The organism is Bradyrhizobium sp. BR 10289 (assembly GCF_019455385.1).
Lineage (GTDB): Bacteria > Pseudomonadota > Alphaproteobacteria > Rhizobiales > Xanthobacteraceae > Bradyrhizobium.
This window is the reverse complement of the sequence record NZ_JACOFR010000005.1, coordinates 72,374-92,367: the sequence shown is the minus strand read 5'-3', so window position 1 is coordinate 92,367 and position 19,994 is coordinate 72,374. Positions and strand designations below refer to the sequence as shown.

The following is a 19,994-nucleotide window of genomic DNA, read 5'->3' as shown; positions in this document are numbered from 1 at the left end:
GTTGGCAGCAGGATATGGCGACGCTTCCGATATGCGTTGAGCTGCATCAAATCCAGCTCGCGTCACAATTTGCGCAACCGGGACAAAGCGGCCTGGTTCGCTTGATTTGAGTCAAGCCGGCCGCCGGCCACAGAGCTAGGCTTCACGTATCGAAATTCGAAAGCCAGCGGAGTTCTCCATGCGCGCCCATCAGATCATGACCCGGTCGGTCATCTCGGTCACTCCCGACACCAGCATCGTCGAGGCCGCGAACATCATGTTGAAGCGGCATATCAGCGGCCTCACGGTGGTCGACGGCACCGGCAAGCTGGTCGGCGTCGTTTCGGAAGGGGATTTCATCCGCCGCAGCGAGATCGGCACCGGGCGCAAGCGGGGACGCTGGCTGCGGTTCATTCTCGGCCCGGGCAAATCGGCCAGCGACTTCGTCCACGAGCACGGCCGCAAGGTCTCGGAGGTGATGACCGTTTCGCCCGTCACCATTACCGAGGATACTGCGCTCGCGGAGATCGTCGATCTCATGGAACGGAACAACGTGAAGCGCCTGCCGGTAGTGCGCGGCAACCAGGTTGTCGGGATCGTATCCCGCGCCAATTTGCTCCAGGCGGTGGCCGGCCTTGCCCGCGAGGTGCCGGATCCAACGGCCGACGACGATCACATTCGCAGCCGCATCATCGACACCATGGAGAAGAACGACTGGTGCCCGTTCGGACTGAACGTGATCGTCCGCGACGGCATCGTTCATCTCAGCGGCGTCATCACCGAAGAGCGGGCGCGCCAGGCTGCGGTCGTCGCGGCGGAGAATGTCGAAGGCGTGAAGAAGGTGCACGACCATCTCTGCTGGGTCGACACCATGTCGGGCGTCTATCTGAACTCGCCCGAGGACGATGACCTCGCCAAAGCAAGCTAGGGCGAGCCGCAGGCCGAATATGGATCAGCGGGGAATGACGGCGGTGGCTTCGATCTCGACGCGCGCCGCCTTCTCGACGAGACGGACGACCTGAACCAGCGCCATTGCCGGATAATGTGCACCGAAGACGGCTCGATAAATCTTACCGAGCTCCTTCAAATTCACCAGGTACTCGTCCATGTCGACGACGTACCAGGTCAGGCGCACCAGGTGCTCGGGACGTGCGCCGGCCTCGGCCAGGATTTCAGCGATATTGCTCAGGGTCTGACGCACCTGCGCGACAAAGCCGTCCGCCAGGCGCTCCTGGGCGTCCCAGCCGATCACCCCCCCTGTGACGACGATCCGCCCCTCCGCAGCCATCCCGTTGGCATAGCCTTTCGGGGCGGGCCAGCCGGACGGCTGAAGAACCTTCACGGTCGAACCCGCGTCATTCTCGGCTCCGGTCGGTAGCACCGCGAGCAGCGGACCTTTCGGCGTCGTCACGGACAATTCACCACCCTTCCCTCATTCTGCGGCAACGCCCGGTGACGTCGCGGCAGCCTGCGCCATCTGCCGCAAGGCGAAGCGCTTCAATTTGCCCGTCTCGGTCTTCGGGAGTTGCGTCACGAACTCGATCGCGCGGGGGTATTTGTACGGCGCGATCTCGCGTTTGACATAGTCCTGCAACTCGGTTGCAAGCTTCGCATCAGGCGTCACGCCAGGCGCGGCAATGACATAGGCCTTCACGATCATCCCCCGCGCCTCGTCCGGTGCACCAACCACCCCGCACTCGACCACGGACGGATGTGTCAGCAGCGCCGCCTCGACATCGGTACCCGCGATATTGTAGCCGGCCGACACGATCATGTCGTCGGAGCGCGACTGGTACCAGAAATAGCCATCGGCATCCATCAGGTAGGTGTCGCCGGTGATGTTCCAGCCATTCTGAACGTATTTGCGCTGCCGCTCGTCGGCGAGGTAGCGGCAACCGGTCGGGCCTCGAACCGCGAGCCGGCCCATCGTGCCCGGCGGCACGTCGTTGCCGGCGTCATCGACGATCTTTGCCTCGTAGCCCGGCACCGGCTTGCCGGTGGCGCCCGGACGGATCTCGTCCTCGGTCGCGCTGATGAAGATGTGCAGCATCTCGGTCGAGCCGATGCCGTCCATCAACTTGATGCCGGTAGCCTTGAGCCAGGCGTCGAACGTCGGCTTGGGCAGCGTCTCGCCGGCGGAGACGCACTTCCGTAGCGAGGAAATGTCGCGGCCGGCAAGCTTGCCGATCATGGCGCGATATGCCGTCGGCGCGGTGAAGCAGACCGTGGTCTTGTACTGCTCGATCGCGTTCAGAATATCGTCCGGTGTCGTCTTCTCCAGCACGACGAAAGAGGCGCCGATGTGCATCGGAAACAGCACGCCGCCGAATCCGAAGGTGAAGGCGAGCGGTGCCGAGCCGACGAAGCGGTCCTTCTGCTCGGCGCGCAGGATGTTGCGCGCGTAGCCGTCGCACACAGCCAGCATGTCGCGATGGAAATGCATGGTGCCCTTGGGGTCGCCTGTCGTGCCCGACGTAAAGGCAATCAGGCAAATATCGTCGGAGGCGGTGTCGACAGCTTTGAACTCCGGGCTCGCATCCGCGATCAAGGCTTCGAGCGAGTCGGCGGCGCCATTGCCCCAATAGACCACGTGCCTGAGACCGGGCGCAGCCAGCCTCGCCTTCTCCATCTCGTCGGAAAGCTTGCCGTCGCAGAGCGCCAGCGTGATCTCCGCCTTCTGGATCGGGTAGGATAGTTCCTTGGCGCGCAGCAACGGCATCGTCGCCACGCAGATGCCGCCGGCCTTGATCACCGCGAGATAGGTCGCGACCATCATCGGGCTGTTGGCCGAGCGCAGCAGCACACGTCCACCGGTCACGAGGCCCAGCTTGCCGACAAGAACGTTGGCAATACGATTCACGAGCGCCTGCAGCTCGCGATAGCTGTAGCTGACGGCAGGACTGATGACGCAGGGCGCATCGCCATGGCCCTCGTCGACCCAGCGATCGAGGAAATAGCTGACGCAGTTCAATCGCAGCGGATATTGCAGCTCAGGCCGCGTGAAACGAAACTCGGGCCAGAGCTCGCGCGGCGGCAGATTCTGCCGTGCGAATGTGTCGACGTGGGCTGTTGCAGCGTCATCGCCACATGAGCCCGTCACCTGAACCTTGGCGGCGTTGGCCATCGCACGCTCCTTTGCGCATGGAAAGCACCCGGCAGCACTCACAGGGAAACATTTTAGGCTTAAAACAATTTGGCGCAATAGCGGATTTTGGGCATCCCATGCTTTTTCCTGCGGCAAGGAGGGATCGGCGACCACTCCGACTGCGGGTCTAAGGCCGGCGGCGCGCCGCCGATTTTTGCGCCGACGCCTTGGTCTTGGCGAGGAGACGCATCAGCTCGCGCACGTCCTTAGGCGTCAGGTCGGCGAAGAGATCGGCGATCCATGTCTCGTGCTCTGCGGCCATCCTGCGGAACTCGGCACGGCCGAGTTTCGTGAGGCGGATCACCTGGACCCGGCGATCCGTCTCCGAGGTGCGCCGATCGAGATGGCCGGATTCCACCAGACGCTCGACAAGTCCCGTGACATTGCCATTGGACACCATCATGCGCTTGGAAACGTCGGACAAGGTCATGCCGTCGGGCGCCTTGTCGAGCTGCGCCATCAGGTCGAAACGAGGCAGCGTGACGTCGAAGCGCTGCCGCAGCCGGCCACGCACTTCGCCTTCGACAAGGGTGGTGCACGTGAGCAGGCGCAACCACAGCCGAAGCTCTTCGGCATGGTCTTCCGGCGTTTCGACGGCCTTGGTCTCGGAATCGAGCATTTCGGTGCAATCACTCACGGCCGGCATTGGCGCCGGCACGGATTCCCCCAACGTTTTGAGCTTCAAATAAATCCGCGCTGGCCGCAAGCCTAAAGCTGCAACAATCGACCGCAGGCCAAATTCTTTAAGCTTCAAGCAATTGGCGCGACGTTTGCATGCACGCCGCCAGCGATGACGCGATGCGCCGGCCTTGCTTGCCGCGGCGGCCATCATCGGCATAAGCTCGGATTGGAGTACGCGGCTTGCAGTGCAAGCCCTGATGTTACGAGGGACAGATCATGAAGACGCAATCGACCTTGGCCGCAGCCGCGTTACTGCTCGGCACCGCAATGAGCCCTGCCCTCGCCGAGGACAAGATCAAGCTCGGCGTGATCGTGACCCTGTCGGGCCCAGCCGCGGCGCTCGGCCAGCAGGTTCGCGACGGTTTTGCACTCGGGGTCAAGGACCTCGGCAGCAAGATGGGCGGCCGCGATGTCGAGGTCGTCGTCGTCGACGACGAACTCAAACCGGATGCGGCGGTGACCAAGGTCAAGGGCCTTCTGGAGCGCGACAAGGTCGACTTCGTGGTCGGCCCGATCTTCTCCAACATCCTCCAGGCCATCCATCGGCCCGTGACAGAATCGAAAACTTTTCTGATCAGCCCCAACGCCGGCCCGTCGACCTTTGCCGGCAAGGACTGCAACCCGTTCTTCTATGTGACGTCGTACCAGAACGACCAGGTCCATGAGATCCTCGGCAAGGTGGCGCAGGATCGCGGCTACAAGCGCATGTACCTGATGGTGCCGAACTATCAGGCCGGCAAGGACTCGGTGGCGGGCTTCAAGCTCGACTACAAGGGCGAGATCGTCGAAGAATCCTACATGCCGCTCAACACGCTGGATTTTCAGCCGGAGCTGTCCAAGATTTCTTCGCAGAAGCCCGATGCTCTCTTCACGTTCATGCCAGGCGGCCTCGGCGTCAATCTCGTCAAACAGTACAAGCAGGCCGGCCTTGCCGACAGCATTCCGGTGCTCTCAGCCTTCACCGTGGATGAATCGACCCTGCCGGCGCAGCAGGACGCGGCCGTCGGCATGTTCGGTGGCGCGAACTGGGCGCCCAATCTCGACAATCCCCAGAACAAGAAGTTCGTCGCGGCCTATGAAGCCGCCTACAACGTTGTGCCCGGCACCTATGCGTTCCAGGCCTACGACGCCGCCATGCTGATCGACAGCGCCATCAAAGGCGTGAAGGGCGACCTTTCCAACAAGGACGCGGTTGGCGCAGCACTGAAGAAAGCGGACTTCACCTCGCTCCGTGGCTCGTTCAAATTCAACAACAACGGCTATCCGATCCAGGACTTTTACCTGACCAAGGTCGCCAAGCGTCCGGACGGCAAGTTCCAGACCGAGATCGTCCAGAAGGTTTTCGAGAGTTACGGCGACCGCTACGCCAAGGACTGCAAGGCGAACTAAGGCGCGCGTCGCGTCAAGGGAGGAGTGCAATGAAGAGCGAAATCACGGGTATCACCCGGGCCAACGAGGGCATCCAGGGAATCTCCTGGAACATCCTTGGCCAGACCTATGTGCCAAAGAGCAATACTGAGCACAGCTTCTCCTGGCATGCGACGCTCCCGCCGGGCACATTCGTGCCGCCGCACATTCATCCCGACCAGGATGAGTATCTCTACATGCTGGAAGGAAAGCTCGACTTCGTGCTCGGCAATTCCGAGGCGCAGGCGACGCCGGGCGACCTGATCCGCCTCGGCATGGGTGTGCCGCACGGCATCTTCAACAAGTCGGACCAGACCGCCAAGGTGCTGTTCTGGGTCTCACCGACCAAAAAGCTGTTCGACCTGTTCTGGGGCCTGCACAACATGAAGGAGCAGAAGCCCGAGGACGTGGTGGCCATGGCCGCCGAGTTCAACATCCACTTCCTGCCGCCGCCTCCCGGCGCCGGCTAGCGGCGAGGGCTAAGCGCGCACCGCGGCAAGGCCCGGCACCGCGGCGAAGCCGGCCTTGGTGGCGTAGCCGCGCACGATCGCTTCGCGCTGGGAATAGCTCAGCACGTTGTCGACATTGTCGAAGCCGTCGGGGGCGAGTTGCTCGACGGCATCGATGACGCCCTCGGGGCCGCCGCGCCGGTTCGAGCGGACGATGTCCGCGGTCATCGGTAGGCGCTTCTTCTCATATTCGACCAGAGCCTGGCGCGGATGCTCGGCGCGCACAAGCGCATCGGCGAGGCAGCGTGCGTCGAGGATCGCCTGCGAGGCACCATTGGAGCCGACGGGATACATGGGATGCGCGGCATCGCCGAGCAGCGTGACGCGCCCCGACGACCAATAGGGCAAGGGATCGCGATCGCAGGTCGGATACTCGTAGAATTCGGGCGTTGCCGAGATCAGGCTCCTCACGTCGATATGGGGCACCGAGAAGCGCGCCACATGCGGCATCAGCTCCTCGCGCCGTCCCGGCCGCGACCAGTCCTCTTTTCGTGGCGGCGGCGCATTGCCTTCGCCGACCTTCACCAGCACCGCCCAATTGGTGAGGCGGCTCGCGGGGCTCGATCCCTCCGCGATCGGATAGATCACCACCTTGGCATTGAGGCCGCCGGCCACGATCATCGACTTGCCGGTGAGGAACAGCGGCCAATCGCGCGCACCGCGCCACAGCATCAGGCCGTTCCAGCACGGCGGCCCTTCGTTCGGAAACAGCGTGTCGCGCACGCGCGAATGGATGCCGTCCGCCCCGATCAGAATATCGCCCCGCGCGGTGTGGATATGCGCCCCGGCACGATCGAAGAAGTACGCCGTGACCCCGCCCTCATCCTGCGTGAACGCGCCGAGGCGGCAACCGGTGTGGATTGCCTCCACTCCGAGCCGCTCCTCGACGGCACGATGGATGACGCCTTGCAGGCGGCCGCGGTGGATCGAGAACTGCGGCACGTCGTGACCGGCGTCGACACCCCGGGCCTCACGCCAGACCTCCTGGCCGTGACGATTAAGGTAGTAGAGCTGATCGGTGCGGATCGCGACGTCGTCGAGCTTCTGGAGCAGGCCGAGACCGGCAAGCTCGCGCATGGCATGTGGCAGCGTGTTGATGCCGACGCCGAGCTCGCGGATCGTATCCGCCTGTTCGAAAATCTCGCATCCGATGCCGCGCGCACGCAGCATCAACGCCGTCGTGAGACCTCCGATACCGCCACCGACGATAATCGCCTTCATCGCCCTCAACTCCACTCAATACACAGGCAACGGGGTTAACGTCGCACGGGCGGTCACTCCGCCGCAAGCGGCTTTGTCGCCTCCGCCCTGTCCTCGGCCCGGTCTCGGCCCAGCTTTTAGGCTTAGCCTTAATTGGGCGCAAAGCCGGGCTCAGTCGCCCCGGAACACCGGCTTGACCTTGTTGGCAAAGGCCTCGAAGGCACGCTCGAAATCCGCCGTAGTCATGCAGAGGGCTTGAGCGACCGCTTCGGCCTCGATGGCTTCCTCCACCGACATTGCCCATTCCATCGCCAGCATCCGCTTGGTCATGGTGTTTGCGAAGTTAGGCCCTTCGGCGATTTGCTTTGCCAGCAATTGCGCCTGAGGCAGCACCTGTTCGGGTGTCACGATGCGGCTGAAGAAGCCCCACCGCTCGCCCTCCTCCGCGGTCATAAACCGGCCGGTGTATAGCAATTCGGAGGCGCGGGACTGCCCGATGATCCGCGGCAGGATCGCGCAGGCGCCCATATCGCAGCCGGCAAGACCCACCTTGTTGAACAGGAATGCCACCTTGGCCCCGCTCGCCGCAAGGCGCATGTCGGATGCCATGGCGATGATCGCGCCCGCGCCGGCGCAGATGCCCTCGACGGCGGCCACGACCGGCTGTGGGCACGTCCGCATCGCCTTGACGAGATCGCCGGTCATTCGAGTGAAGGCGGTCAGCCCCTTCGTGTCCATCTTCACGAGCGGGCCGATGATCTCGAACACATCGCCGCCCGAGGAGAAATTGCCGCCGGCGCCGGTGACGACGATGGCCTTGACCTCGTCGTCGAATGCGCAGGCGCGGAAGAAATCGGTGAGCTCACGGTAGCTCTCGAAGGTCAGCGGATTCTTTCTTTCAGGGCGATTGAGCGTCACGGTCGCAACACCGTCGACCACCGCCAGCAGGAAATGCTGCGGTGAATAGTCCACAAGCGGCACCGTGACGGGATTGGCTGGTCTGCTCATGCGATGTCCTTTTCCTTGGTTCCTGGCCGCTAGATTTCGCCGCCTGCAACGGCAATCGCCTGACCGGTGATCGCACCTGCGCCCTCGCCGCACAGCCACAGCACGGCGTCGGCCACCTCCTGAGGCGAGATCAGCCGCCCCTGCGGATTATGCTTGGCGAGTTCGGCGATCGCCTGCTCGCGGGTTCGCCCCGTCTTTTTCATGATATTCTCGATGCTCCCGGCGACCAGATCGGTGTCAGTGAATCCGGGGCAGACCGCATTCACCGTCACGTTGCTGCTCGCCATCTCGAGCGCAAGCGAACGCACAAGGCCAACCACGGCGTGCTTGGCAGCGACGTAGGCACTTACATAGGCATAGCCCTTGAGCCCGGCCGTCGATGCAACCGCGACGATGCGGCCATACGGGCGGTCCTTCATTCCCGGCAGCACGGCACGGACGGCATGGACAACGCCCATGAAATTGACGTCCATCATGCGCGTAAAAATCGCGCTGTCCGATTTCGCGAATGGCGCGGACTCGGCACTGCCGGCGTTCGCAACCAGGATGTCGATCGGCTTTCGCGCGCTCGCCTCAGCGACGGCGGCTTTGAGCGCAGCTTCGTCTGAAACATCGGCAACGGCGTAAAAATGCGCCGCCCCGGCGCTGACGGCCTGTTCGAGAGTCGCAGCATTCCGTCCGAGCACCGTCACGGTTGCGCCGGCGCCGACGAGTGATGCCGCGATCGCGCGACCGATGCCGCGGCCGCCTCCGGTCACCAGCGCGTGGGGCGAGTGCGGCAAACCGGACATGCATCATCTCCCTGAATTGGCTGCTGGCCTGTGCTTCGATATATTTTAAACTTCAAGCTTTTGCAACGAAGCGTCCGCTGGGGCCATCGCAAGCAGCTGCGCCGTGACGACCGGCCCGAAAATTGCTTTAAGTATAAAATTATCGCTTCCCATCGCCGACAGGCCTGTTAGCATCACAGGGCCAAGCAAGAGGATGTCGCGTGTCGCAGCCTGCGCCGATGATAACAAACGACGGACGCTTCGCCTATGAAGCCGCCGGCGATCCTGGCGCGACACCCTTGATTTTCCTGCACGGCATCGGCGGCGCCGCGCGGGCCTGGCGGCAACAGCTTGCCACATTCGGCAACCGTTTTCGCGCGATCGCGTGGGACATGCCGGGCTATGGCGGATCGGCCCCGCTCGCCAGCGTCAGCATCGCTGCCCTGGCTGATGCGCTCCAGCAATTTATCGCGCAAATCGGTGCGGCGAACCCCATTCTGGTCGGCCACTCGATCGGCGGCATGATCGTGCAGAAATGGCTGGTGCAATCGCCGAAACTGGCACGTGCGATCGTCCTGGCGCAGACCAGCCCGGCCTTCGGCAAGGCCGACGGCGATTGGCAGAAATCGTTCATCGCGGCGCGGCTCGGGCCGCTCGACCGCGGTGAGACGATGAAATCGTTGGCGCCATCGCTGGTGAAAGAGCTGGTCGGTGACGACCCCGATCCGAAAGGAATGGAACTCGCGCGCGAGTGCATGGCAAGCGTGCCGGAGGCGAGCTATCGCGCCATGATGCTGGCCTTGATCGGGTTCGACCAGCGCAGCACGCTCAAGGACATTTCGGTGCCGACACTGTTGCTGTCCGGCTCCAAGGACAACAATGCGCCCGCTCCCATGATGGCCAAGACCGCGACCTACATTCCTGCGGCCCGATATGTCGAGCTGGCCGGCACCGGTCATCTGGCAAACCTTGAACGACCTGACGCCTTCGATCAGGCTCTCGGCGGGTTCCTGGATTCCGTCGCCGCAAAACTGGGATGAACGAGCGATGACCATACCAGTCAGCAAGACCATCGGTGCAGCAGGCCAGGTTGCGCTTGATGCTCCGATCTTCGATCCGGTCGCATTTCGCCTGAGCGACGAACAAGCCGGCATCATCGCCCGCGCCCGCGAGATCGGACAGAGCGTGTTCGCGGCCCGCGCAGCGACTTACGATCGCGAGGCGATCTTTCCGACGGAGAATTATCGCGACCTGCATCGCGTCGGCCTGCTCGGCATCGCCGTTCCCAAGAAGCACGGCGGGCTCGGCGCGAACTACCAGACCTATGCGCTGGCAGCCGCCGAGATCGGCCGCTATTGCGGCGCGACGGCGTTGACCTGGAACATGCATGTCTGCTCGACGCTATGGTCGGGCCCGCTCGCCGACGATCTCGACATGGATGGGGAGACCCGCGCCGAGCACGAGCGGCGGCGCGCCGTCCACTACAAGCGCATCATCGAAGACGGAGCGATCTACTCGCAGCCCTTCTCGGAAGGTGGCGCGGCAGCCGCTGGCGGCGTTGCTTTCGGCACCGAGGCAAAGCCCGTCGCGGGCGGCTGGATCGTCAACGGCAAGAAGATTTTTGCATCGCTCTCCGGTCACGCCGACTATTACGGCGTGCTCTGCACCGAGATCGGCGAAGGCGAGAAGGCCTCCCGCCGCAATACGCTTTACCTCGCCATTTCCGCGAAGTCGCAAGGCGTTTCCGTCGTCGGCGACTGGGACCCGCTCGGAATGCGCGGCACCGTCTCACGGACGCTCCTGTTCAAGGACGTGTTCGTGCCCGAGGATTCGGCACTCATGCCGCGCGGGGTCTATTTCCAGGCCGCGATGCGCTGGCCGCACATGTTCCTGACGCTGTCGCCGACCTATATGGGCCTCGCCCAGGCCGCCTATGATTTCACCGTGCGCTATCTGCGCGGCGAGGTCCCGGGCGTGCCGCCGGTCAAGCGGCGGATGTATCCGACCAAGCAGATCGCGGTCGCCCAAATGCAGATCAAGCTCGAGCAGATCAAGGCGATCTGGTTCCAGGCCGTAACCGAGGCTCGCGCCAATCCAAGCAAAGAGCAGGTGCTGCGCGCCTATGCTGCGCAATATTCCGTCATGGAAGGCGCCAATGAGCTCGCAGCACTCTCGATCCGCACCTGCGGCGGCCAGGCCATGCTTCGATCGCTCCCCCTGGAGCGCATCTATCGTGACAGCCGCTGCGGCTCGCTGATGCTGCCCTGGACGGCCGAGCTGTGCCTCGACCGGATCGGACGCGAGGCGTTGTACGAGGCCGGCGAAACGGACGACTGACGGTGGACCTCTGTAGTCTGATCGACCGCAACGCGGCGTTCACGCCAGACAAGACGGCCATTGCCTTCGAGGGGAAGCGGCTGAGCTATGCGGCATTCGCCGCGCGGATCGAGCGGACCGCGACGGCCCTGAAGCAGGAACTCGGCGTCGGTCGGGGCGACCGCGTTGCGATCCTGAGCCTGAACCGGCCGGATTATCTCGTTCTGCTCTATGCCTGCGCGCGGCTGGGGGCGATGCTGGTGCCCTTGAACTGGCGGCTGGCCGTTGCCGAGCAACTCTTCATTCTCGACGATGCGGGCGCCAAGGTGCTGGTGCTCGAGCAAGCTTTTGCGAGAGTCCTCCCGGAGCTTGCGCAAGCAGCACCTGGGACCGCCATCGTCGGCTTCGATTTCGCGCCGCCGCACGGCACGACATTCGAAGCGCTGCTGGAGCGCAGTGAGGGCAGCGGCCGCAATCCGCACACCGATCTCGCCTGCCCGCTTCTCATCGTCTACACGTCGGGGACGACCGGACGTCCCAAGGGGGCAGTGCTGCGCCAGGAAGCGCTGTTCTGGAACGGCGTCATGAGCCAGCACATGCACAACATGACGTCGGACGATCATGTGCTGACCGTGCTGCCGTTCTTCCACGTCGGCGGTCTCAACATCCAGACCACGCCGGCGCTTCAGCTTGGCGCGACTGTCACAATCCAGGCCCGCTTCACGCCGGATTCTGCGCTGGCAGCCATCGAACGGGAGCGGCCAACATTGACCGTGATGGTGCCGGCGATCATCCAGGCCCTCAGCGAGCATCCCGACTGGGCCTTCACCGATCTGTCATCGCTGAAGGCGCTCGCCACCGGTTCGACTATCGTGCCGCAGCACCTGATCGACCGCTTTGTCGCTCGCGGCGTGCCGGTGCTTCAGGTCTACGGCTCGACCGAGACCTGTCCCATTGCGGTCTACACGCGCCTTGGTGGAGATCGCTCCCGTATAGGATCGACCGGTCTTGCCGGCCTGTGCTGCGAAGCGAAGGTGATTGATCAGACCGGCGCAGAAGTGCCGCCGGGCGCACCGGGTGAGATCGCGGTGCGCGGTCCCAACGTATTTTTCGAATATTGGGGCAATGCGGACGCCACGCGCGATGCGCTGCACGACGGCTGGTATCGCACCGGGGACATCGGCTTGTCCGATGCTGACGGCTATTTCTGGGTCCGGGACCGCAAGAAGAACCTGATCATTTCCGGTGGGGAGAACATCTATCCGGCCGAGCTCGAGCGCGTCCTGCTCGAGCATCCCGATGTCAGCGAATGCGCCGTGATCGGCCGACCAGACCCGCGCTGGGACGAAGTGCCGATCGCCTATGTCATCGGGCGGCCCGGATGCCGGCTCGAGGCGGATGAGCTGAGAGCGCACATTCAGGCACAGCTCGCGCGCTACAAGGTGCCGCGCGACATCGTCTTCGTCACCGACCTGCCGCGCACCGCGCTGGGCAAGGTTCAGCATTTTCTGCTGAAGCAGCTTGATGCGCAGTCGCGCACGCAAGGAGACGCGTCTTGAAGATTGCAGTTCTGGGTGGGGGAAACGGCTCTTTCGCGGCCGCAGGCGATTTTGCGCTGTCGGGACATGAGGTCCGGCTGTGGCGTCGCGACGCGGAGCAGGTCGCGGCACATCGTGCCGCGGGCTCGCGCATCCTGGTCAAGGATCATAACGGCCGTCACGAGGTGAAGCTCGCGTCTGTCACGACCGATATCGGCGAGGCCGCCAGCGGCGCCGAGCTGATCCTGTGCCCTGCCCCGGCCTTCGCGCAAGCAGACATCGCCCGCGGGCTTGCTCCGCATTTGCGGGATGGCCAGGTGGTGTTCCTGCCACCGGCGACGTTCGGCTCGATGATTTTCGCGCAGGCCGCACGCGATGCCGGCAACCGTGCCAAGGTGAGCTTTGCCGAAACTGGCACGCTACCGTGGCTCACCCGCAAGCATGGGCCGTTCGAGGTTGCGATCACGATCCGCGCCAAACGGCTTCCGGTCGGCGTCTTCCCGCTCGATCAGGCGCCGCACGCGCTCGAAGTGATCGGTCGCGCCTTCCCCGATGCGATCGAGCCCTGTGGAGACGCGCTATCCGGCGCGCTGATGAACGCTGGTCCCATCATCCACCCGCCGTTGATCGTGATGAATGCGGGGCCGATCGAACATTTCGAGCGTTGGGATATCCACAAGGAAGGAACGCAAGCCGCGATCCGCCGGGTCACCGACGCGCTCGACGCCGAACGGATCGCCGTGCGCGAGGCGCTCGGATACGGCGCGCCGCACTTTCCGCTTGCCCATCACTATGCCAAGGAAGGCGAGATCTGGATGTATGGTCGCGGCTCGCATGACCGGCTGACGGATTCCGGCGACTGGCGCGAACGCATTGTTCTGACCGAGCACCGCTACATGCGGGAAGATTTGCGGCTTGGGCTATCGTTGCTGGTATCCGTCGCCCGCGTAGCGGGCGTTGCGACGCCCCTGGCGAAGGCTTTCCTGGCCATCGGCGGCGCGATCTGCGACGACGATTTTACGCGAGGCGGCCGGATGCTCGACACGCTTGGTCTTGGCAACCTGGGCAAGGCCGAATTGCAGACACTGCTTCGCAACGGATTCTGATCGATGACCGGTCGCGCCAAGATCGCCTGTCTCGGAGCCGGCCGCATGGGGCGCGGCATTGCCGTCGCGTTTGCTTATGCGGGCCACACGGTCACGATGATCGATATCAAGACCCGCTCGGCAGAAGACTTCATCAAACTGGAGGCGGATGCGCTCGGTGAGGTCAGGAAGACTTTTGCAAGTCTGTCGAAGCTGGGACTGCTGACCGAGGCAGATGTTGACCCGCTCATCGCCCGGGTCTCGGTGGTGCCCGCCAACCAAAGTGGCTCCGCCTTGGCCGATGCCGGCATGGTGTTCGAAGGCGTCCCTGAAGTCGTCGAGCTCAAACGCGAGGTGCTAGGGGCCGCCTCGAAGCAGGTCGGCCCCGATACGATCATCGCCTCGACCACATCGACCATTCTTGTTGACGATCTGTCCAGCGCGATCGTGAATCCCCGCCGCTTCCTCAACGTGCACTGGCTCAACCCGGCCTATCTGATCCCGCTGGTTGAGGTTTCGCCCGGCAAGGCCACCGATCCCCCCGTCATCGACGAGGTCAAGGCGCTGCTGGAGGGCATCGGCAAGGTGCCGGTTGTCTGCGCGGCGACACCCGGCTTCATCGTCCCGCGCATCCAGGCGCTGGCGATGAACGAGGCCGCGCGCATGGTCGAGGAAGGCGTCGCCAGCGCGGAGGAGATCGACAAGGCGATCCGCTACGGATTCGGCTTCCGCTACGCCGTGCTCGGTCTGCTTGAATTCATCGACTGGGGCGGCGGCGATATCTTGTACTACGCCAGCCGCTATCTCGAAGGCGCACTCGGCAGCGATCGCTATCGTGCGCCGGATGTCATTTCGCGCAACATGCACGAGGGGCGGATCGGCCTGCGAACGGGCGCAGGCTTTCTCGATTATTCCGGCCTTGATGTCGATGCCTATCGGGTCAAGCGGCTCCAGGCCATGGTCGATCTGCTTCGGCACTTCGAGCTGGCGCGCCCGCCGGTGCTCGACGGCAACTAGCCGAAGACGTCCTGGAGCACGCCGTCCCGCACCACCGCGACGCCATCGAGCTCGATGGTGGTTCCCATCATCGGCAGATCAAAATGGCCCGCGGTGTAGCGGCCGGCAAATTCGTTCGCGCCGGTCGAGAACAGGAAGTTGCCGGAGACGGCGCGAATCTCCGTACCGTTGGTGTCACGTTGGTCGTACATCGACAGCGCTTCGTAGCGCGCAGCAGGGTTCATACCGAATCCGACATGCGACACGGCGTAGGCTTCACGATCTCCCCAGGCGGCGAGATAGGCACGCATCATCGCGGCATCCGTGCCCTCGCCATCCAGCTCGACGACGTAATCGTCCTTCAAAGTCATCTTCACTGGCGACGTCAGATAGCGTTTGAATGTCAAATTGATGTCGCCCGGGGCCATCACCAGCGTGCCGTTGATCGTTCCGCTCTTGGGAAAGCTGACGACGATGCCGCCCGGCCAATGAGCCAGCGTGCCGGGCTTGTCGGTCCAGCCCCACACGCCGACCGTCGATGCGCCCACCATGTCGACATCGAGCGCCGTACCGGCTCTTGAGGTCACACGCATCCGCTTGGTCCCGCGCAACATCTTCGCCGCAGCGCGAACGCGCTTTTCGAGCGCGGGATCGGGCACCATCCGCTCCAGCGCCTCGGGATGTTCGTTGGAGATCACCAGGATGCGCGCACCCGCCTTGAGGATCTCGGGCGTCTCCACGGCGTGCATCAAGCCCTCGATGGTGCAATCCACCACAAAGCCGGCCTGCTGAAGCGCACTGATCACCGGACCAAGCTTCTGGATCGCTTCACTCGCTCCCGTCGAGCGAACCGGAACGATGTTGCGATTGCGCGGGGTCGGCATCACCACATGAAACGGCCGCGCGCCCATCCGCAGCAATGCGAGCTCCGCCAGATGCACGTTCAGTGCGCGCGATTGCGTTTCCGAGAGGATCGCGGCGGTATCCCCGGCCTTGACGGCGCAACGCTCGAAGATCTCGCAAAACGCGTCGATCCATTTTGCCTCGATGCGATCAGCCAGCATGGTGTCCACTCCCGGTCTTGTTTCTTTTTGGTCAGTTCACGCTTCGGGAAAACCCCGTAACAGGTACGAGCGCACCGCCCCGAGCAGGCCGTTGAGGATCAAACCCAGCAGCGAGATCGTGATCAGTGGCACGAACATGTCGACGGCCTGGAAGGTGCGCGCCGCCGTGACCAGCGCGTGCCCCAACCCGTCCGTCGAGGTGATCATCTCGGCCAGAAACACCACGATGCAGGAAATGACAAGGCCGATCCGGCATCCGGTCAGAATCGACGGCATCGCCGCCGGCAACACCACCTTGAAGAGGATTTCATAGCGCGGTGTTCCCGCGGCCATCGCCGACCAGATCAGCTTTTGCTCGACGGTCGAGGCGCCATAGTAGGTGGACAACAGAATGGGAAACAGCGCATCCGCGGCGACCAATGTGATCTTGGAGCCGTGACCGAAGCCGAGCAGCAACAGCAGCGCCGGATAGAGCGCGACCTTGGGCAGCGGCGCCAGGACTCGGACGATCGGCCGGACCACGGCGTTGATTGCGGGACTGGCAGCAGCCGCAATGCCGATACCCACGCCAAGCACGACCGCAATTGCAAAGCCCGCAAACAAGCGGATCAGTGTTGCCACGATCTCCTGCTGGAACGTCCAGGTCACGAGTTGCTGGAGCAGCCGGCCGAAGACGAATCCCGGCGGCGGCAGCAAAGCGGCTGGCGCAAAGCCGAACGATACGAGGCCCTGCCACAACGCGATTACCAGCGCGATCGGCGCGAGCCCGAGGAGGACATTCGTTGGGAGCAGACGCGATGTCATGAGAAGCTCAGCGGCATGTCGAATTGCGGCTCGGACCAGCGCACGAGCCTGGCACGGACCTGATCGAAGAGCGCATCGAGGCAAATGCCCATGGCTCCCACGATGATGATCATCGCGAAGACGGTGTCGTACTGGCCCATGTCGAGCGCATTGAAGAGGATGTTTCCGGCGCCGGACTGGCGGGCGATCATTTCGCTGGTGATCATCGTGATCAGCGCCAGCACCAGACCGGTTCGGCAACCGGTCAATATCTCCGGCAGCGCCGCCGGCAATACGATCCGGACCAGACGTTGCAACGGCGAGAGCCCCATGGCGGCGCCCGACCACAGCATCTTCTCTTCGACCGCCTTGGCGCCCTCGAAGCTGTGATAGATCACGGGCAGGCTCACGCCGAGAAAGATGACCAGCGTCTTGGTGACGTCACCGACGCCCAGCCACAGCATGATGATCGGCATCAGCGCTGCCTTTGGCACCGGATAGATGATCATCAGAAGCGGATTGAAGAAGGCCGCGACCGCTCGGCTACGGCCCATTAACAGGCCCAAGGGGATCGAGAAGAGCACCGCCACGCCAAACCCGATTGCCATACGGCGCAGCGAGGCCAGGATGTTGATCAAGGATTCCTTGTCACCAAGGATGTCCGGGATCGCGCGGATCGCCTCAATGGCGGTTGGAAAGCTGTCGTTCTTCAGCGCGAGCGAAGCGACCTGCCACACCATTAGCAGCCCCACGCAGGCCAGCGCCGGAGCAATCCGTCGGGTCAAGGTCGCCGGCGACATCATGAAGGAGAACCGGCCTTGTCGCTCTCGTCGAACATGCGCTCGATGTCGACGACGTATTTCTGATAGCGCGGGTCGAGCAGCAACTCATTGCGGCGCCGCGGCCGCGGCAGATCGATGTCGATCACCTGCCGGATGCGGCCGGGCGACTTCGACATCATCACGACCTTATCCGACAGGAAGACAGCCTCGTCGACGGAATGGGTGACGAACAGCACCGTCTTGCGGTCGCGTTCCCAGATGTTCAGGAGATCGTTCTGCAAGCGCGTCCTTGTGTGAGCGTCGAGCGCACCGAACGGCTCGTCCATGAGCAGGACTTCGGGATGGTAGGCGAGCGTCCGGGCCAGCGCCACGCGCTGCTTCATGCCGCCCGACAGTTCCTTGGGATAGAAGTTTTCGTAGCCCTTGAGCCCGACCATCTCGATCAGCGCACGGCTCTGCGCGTCGGCCTCGCTGGCTCTCACACCCTGCTGAAGCGGCCCGTACATCACATTGCCGAGCACGGTCTTCCAGGGAAACAGCGCAAATTCCTGGAATACCGGTCCGCGATCCGGACCCGGCCTCGTGATGGCCTGCCCCTTGATCCTCGCTGCACCGCTGGTCGGGCTAACGAAACCTCCGACGATGTAAAGCAGTGTCGACTTGCCGCAGCCGGATGGACCAAGAATGGAGACGAAGGCCCCCTCCTCGATCGTCAGCGAGATCTCCGATAGCGCCAAATGATGCTTGCGGGCCGAGGTCTGAAAGACCTGCGAGACACGGTCGATCTCGATGATCGCGGAAGCCGGCTTTGGTGGCGTCACCGATCTCACCCATTCGTTCGACCTCGAAGGTACTACCTTCATTCCGCCTCTCAATTCACTCGCGCGCAAGCCATTGCTGAATGTCCGTATCAGCGACACGAGCTTAGCAAGAAACTTGCCAGACCGGCGGTCGCTTTCGCCCCCAGCGGCTCATCATTCGAACCAGGGCCATTCAGCGGGGCCCTCATGCGTCACTGCGCCACCCGGCGCCTGGCCGACCAGTCGCGCGTATTTGGCAAGTGCGCCTGCCCGATGGCGCGGCGCACGTGGTGTCCAGTCACGGCGGCGCGTCATGAGTTCCTGCTCGTCGATCAGCACGTCCATGCGACGGGCCGCCGCGTCAATCCGGATCCTGTCTCCGTCACGAACAAGCGCAAGCGGGCCGCCAACGAACGCTTCGGGCGACACATAGCCGATGCACATGCCGCGGGTGGCGCCGGAGAATCGACCGTCGGTGATCAGGGCGACTTTCTCTCCCATACCCTGCCCGTAGATCAGGGCCGTGACACCAAGCATCTCGCGCATGCCGGGGCCGCCAACCGGGCCCTCATTGCGGATCACGAGAACCTCGCCCGCCTTGTAGCTGCGGTCCCGAACCGCTTTGACACAAGCTTCCTCGTCTTCGAAAACACGCGCCACGCCTTCGAAAAACTGGCTCTTCAAACCTGCGACCTTGATGACCGCACCGTCCGGGCAGAGGTTGCCCTTCAGCACCGCCACGCCGCCATCCGGCATGATCGGCGCGCTCACCGCGTAAACGATCTCTCCGTCGGGGGCATTGGCCGCGCCATACTCCTCGGCAAGCGTGCGCCCTGTAATCGTCAGGCAACTGCCGTCGATATGGCCGCTCTGGATCAACTCACGGATCACAACGGCCGCGCCACCGATATCGTAGACATCTTTCGCCGTGTACTTGCCTCCGGGCCGCAAGTTCCCAATCAACGGCGTCCTCGCGAAAACCTCCCCGACGTCGTCGATCGTAAAGGCAATGCCGGCCTCGTTCGCAATTGCCGGCAGATGCAGCGCCGCATTCGTCGAACCGCCAGTGGCTGCCACGATCGCGGCACCGTTCTCCAGGGATTTTCGCGTCACGATGTCGCGCGGCAGCGGCCCGCCGCGCGCCAGCATCTCCATGATCAGTCGGCCGGCTCGGCGCGAGATCTGCGCGCGTTCGGCATAAACACCGGGGACCATCGAAACGTTGGGAATGGTCAGCCCCATCGCCTCCGATACCATCCCCATCGTGTTCGCGGTGAACTGACCGGCGCACGCGCCGATGGTCGGCAGGCAGGCGCGCTCGATCCGCTCGAGCGTGGCGCCGTCGATCTCGCCGGTCATGAAGCTGCCGACGGCCTCGTAGGAGTCGAGCACCGTGAGGGTTCGCCCATCCACCCGTCCGGGCAGCGAACTTCCGCCATAGATAAAGATGGACGGCACGTTGCATCGGACCATGCCCATCATCACGCCGGGAAGCGTCTTGTCGCACCCGCCGTATCCGATCAGCGCGTCATAAGCGAGCCCATGAACCACGGCTTCGATCGAGTCGGCGATCAGCTCGCGCGAAAACAGGGAAAACTTCATTCCCTCGTGATTCATGCTGATCCCGTCGGAGACCGACACGGTCGAGAACTCACGCGGCGTACCGCCGGCCTCCTCGATTCCCGTCTTGGCCGCGGCCACCTGGAAATCGTGGGTCATGTTGCACGGCGTCTGCTCGCCCTTCATGCTGACGACGCCGACCATTGGCCTTGCAATAGCAGCATCGTCGAGACCCATGGCGCGCATGAACGCGCGGTGCGGAGCCCGGTCGAGGCCGTCCGTCGTGACCCGTGATCGCAATTTCTTCATACGTGCATCTTCTTCATGCAACGTCCCGAATGATCCAGGACGCCGCGATCTCTTCGTTCGGA

The 19,994-nt window shown here is 63.4% G+C and carries 19 protein-coding genes; 8 read left to right on the top strand and 11 right to left on the bottom strand.

Annotation, left to right across the window (positions count from 1 at the left end; genetic code table 11):
- The first annotated feature begins 178 nt into the window (after positions 1–178).
- Entirely contained in the window at positions 179–907 is a 729-nt protein-coding gene (locus HYH08_RS11520) for a CBS domain-containing protein (RefSeq protein ID WP_220009909.1), read from the top strand.
- Between the two features lie 24 nt (positions 908–931).
- On the opposite strand, the gene HYH08_RS11515 is transcribed toward HYH08_RS11520, so the two are convergent.
- The 3 genes from HYH08_RS11515 to HYH08_RS11505 all read right to left on the bottom strand — a co-directional run bounded on the left by HYH08_RS11515 (position 932) and on the right by HYH08_RS11505 (position 3,770).
- Positions 932–1,390 carry a RidA family protein gene (locus tag HYH08_RS11515; RefSeq protein ID WP_502787823.1) on the bottom strand — a complete coding sequence of 153 codons (459 nt, stop codon included), beginning with the start codon at positions 1,388–1,390 and terminating at the stop codon, positions 932–934.
- A 21-nt stretch (positions 1,391–1,411) separates the two neighbouring features.
- Positions 1,412–3,103 carry a benzoate-CoA ligase family protein gene (locus HYH08_RS11510; RefSeq protein ID WP_220009907.1) on the bottom strand — a complete coding sequence of 564 codons (1,692 nt, stop codon included), beginning with the start codon at positions 3,101–3,103 and terminating at the stop codon, positions 1,412–1,414.
- Positions 3,104–3,251: 148 nt separating this feature from the next.
- Positions 3,252–3,770 carry a MarR family winged helix-turn-helix transcriptional regulator gene (locus HYH08_RS11505; RefSeq protein ID WP_220010124.1) on the bottom strand — a complete coding sequence of 173 codons (519 nt, stop codon included), beginning with the start codon at positions 3,768–3,770 and terminating at the stop codon, positions 3,252–3,254.
- Between the two features lie 251 nt (positions 3,771–4,021).
- On the opposite strand from HYH08_RS11505, the gene HYH08_RS11500 reads away from it, so the two are divergent.
- Both HYH08_RS11500 and HYH08_RS11495 read left to right on the top strand, forming a co-directional pair.
- On the top strand, positions 4,022–5,194 hold the full coding sequence (locus HYH08_RS11500; RefSeq protein WP_220009906.1) for an ABC transporter substrate-binding protein: 1,173 nt from the start codon (positions 4,022–4,024) through the stop codon (positions 5,192–5,194).
- Between the two features lie 29 nt (positions 5,195–5,223).
- Positions 5,224–5,682: a cupin domain-containing protein gene (locus HYH08_RS11495; RefSeq protein ID WP_220009905.1), complete on the top strand. Its 459-nt coding sequence runs from the start codon at positions 5,224–5,226 to the stop codon at positions 5,680–5,682.
- Between the two features lie 9 nt (positions 5,683–5,691).
- Here the strand turns inward: HYH08_RS11495 and HYH08_RS11490 are convergent, their stop codons facing one another.
- The 3 genes from HYH08_RS11490 to HYH08_RS11480 all read right to left on the bottom strand — a co-directional run bounded on the left by HYH08_RS11490 (position 5,692) and on the right by HYH08_RS11480 (position 8,720).
- On the bottom strand, positions 5,692–6,942 hold the full coding sequence (locus HYH08_RS11490) for a flavin-dependent oxidoreductase (protein ID WP_220009904.1): 1,251 nt from the start codon (positions 6,940–6,942) through the stop codon (positions 5,692–5,694).
- 150 nt (positions 6,943–7,092) lie between these two features.
- Positions 7,093–7,929 carry an enoyl-CoA hydratase family protein gene (locus tag HYH08_RS11485; RefSeq protein ID WP_220009903.1) on the bottom strand — a complete coding sequence of 279 codons (837 nt, stop codon included), beginning with the start codon at positions 7,927–7,929 and terminating at the stop codon, positions 7,093–7,095.
- A gap of 29 nt (positions 7,930–7,958) precedes the next feature.
- Positions 7,959–8,720 (bottom strand): SDR family NAD(P)-dependent oxidoreductase, encoded by a 762-nt coding sequence (locus HYH08_RS11480; RefSeq protein WP_220009902.1) that lies wholly within the window; start codon positions 8,718–8,720, stop codon positions 7,959–7,961.
- Between the two features lie 200 nt (positions 8,721–8,920).
- Between HYH08_RS11480 and HYH08_RS11475 the strand changes: the two genes are divergently transcribed.
- From HYH08_RS11475 to HYH08_RS11455, 5 genes are read left to right on the top strand one after another with little or no spacing between them, the layout of a single operon-like run.
- Positions 8,921–9,739: an alpha/beta fold hydrolase gene (locus HYH08_RS11475; RefSeq protein ID WP_220009901.1), complete on the top strand. Its 819-nt coding sequence runs from the start codon at positions 8,921–8,923 to the stop codon at positions 9,737–9,739.
- Between the two features lie 7 nt (positions 9,740–9,746).
- Complete coding sequence (locus tag HYH08_RS11470) at positions 9,747–11,036, top strand: acyl-CoA dehydrogenase family protein (RefSeq protein WP_220009900.1); 1,290 nt, start codon at positions 9,747–9,749, stop codon at positions 11,034–11,036.
- A 2-nt stretch (positions 11,037–11,038) separates the two neighbouring features.
- The gene (locus tag HYH08_RS11465; protein ID WP_220009899.1) at positions 11,039–12,574 is read left to right on the top strand and encodes a class I adenylate-forming enzyme family protein; all 1,536 of its coding nucleotides are present in this window, start codon (positions 11,039–11,041) and stop codon (positions 12,572–12,574) included.
- Positions 12,571–13,659 (top strand): NAD/NADP-dependent octopine/nopaline dehydrogenase family protein, encoded by a 1,089-nt coding sequence (locus tag HYH08_RS11460; protein ID WP_220009898.1) that lies wholly within the window; start codon positions 12,571–12,573, stop codon positions 13,657–13,659. Before HYH08_RS11465 ends, HYH08_RS11460 begins: the two co-directional genes overlap by 4 nt.
- Before the next feature lie 3 nt (positions 13,660–13,662).
- Positions 13,663–14,655, top strand: coding sequence for a 3-hydroxybutyryl-CoA dehydrogenase (locus tag HYH08_RS11455; RefSeq protein WP_220009897.1), 993 nt, complete (start codon positions 13,663–13,665; stop codon positions 14,653–14,655).
- Here HYH08_RS11455 and HYH08_RS11450 read toward each other — a convergent pair.
- From HYH08_RS11450 to ilvD, 5 genes are all read right to left on the bottom strand, one after another.
- Complete coding sequence (locus HYH08_RS11450; protein WP_220009896.1) at positions 14,652–15,698, bottom strand: 2,5-dihydroxypyridine 5,6-dioxygenase NicX family protein; 1,047 nt, start codon at positions 15,696–15,698, stop codon at positions 14,652–14,654. The genes HYH08_RS11455 and HYH08_RS11450 overlap by 4 nt on opposite strands.
- 36 nt (positions 15,699–15,734) lie before the next feature.
- On the bottom strand, positions 15,735–16,502 hold the full coding sequence (locus HYH08_RS11445; protein WP_220009895.1) for an ABC transporter permease: 768 nt from the start codon (positions 16,500–16,502) through the stop codon (positions 15,735–15,737).
- Entirely contained in the window at positions 16,499–17,284 is a 786-nt protein-coding gene (locus tag HYH08_RS11440; RefSeq protein WP_220009894.1) for an ABC transporter permease, read from the bottom strand. Before HYH08_RS11440 ends, HYH08_RS11445 begins: the two co-directional genes overlap by 4 nt.
- Entirely contained in the window at positions 17,281–18,126 is an 846-nt protein-coding gene (locus HYH08_RS11435) for an ABC transporter ATP-binding protein (RefSeq protein ID WP_220009893.1), read from the bottom strand. The genes HYH08_RS11440 and HYH08_RS11435 overlap by 4 nt, the downstream gene beginning before the upstream one ends.
- Before the next feature lie 111 nt (positions 18,127–18,237).
- Entirely contained in the window at positions 18,238–19,932 is a 1,695-nt protein-coding gene (gene ilvD, locus HYH08_RS11430) for a dihydroxy-acid dehydratase (RefSeq protein ID WP_220009892.1), read from the bottom strand.
- Between the last annotated feature and the right edge of the window lie 62 nt (positions 19,933–19,994).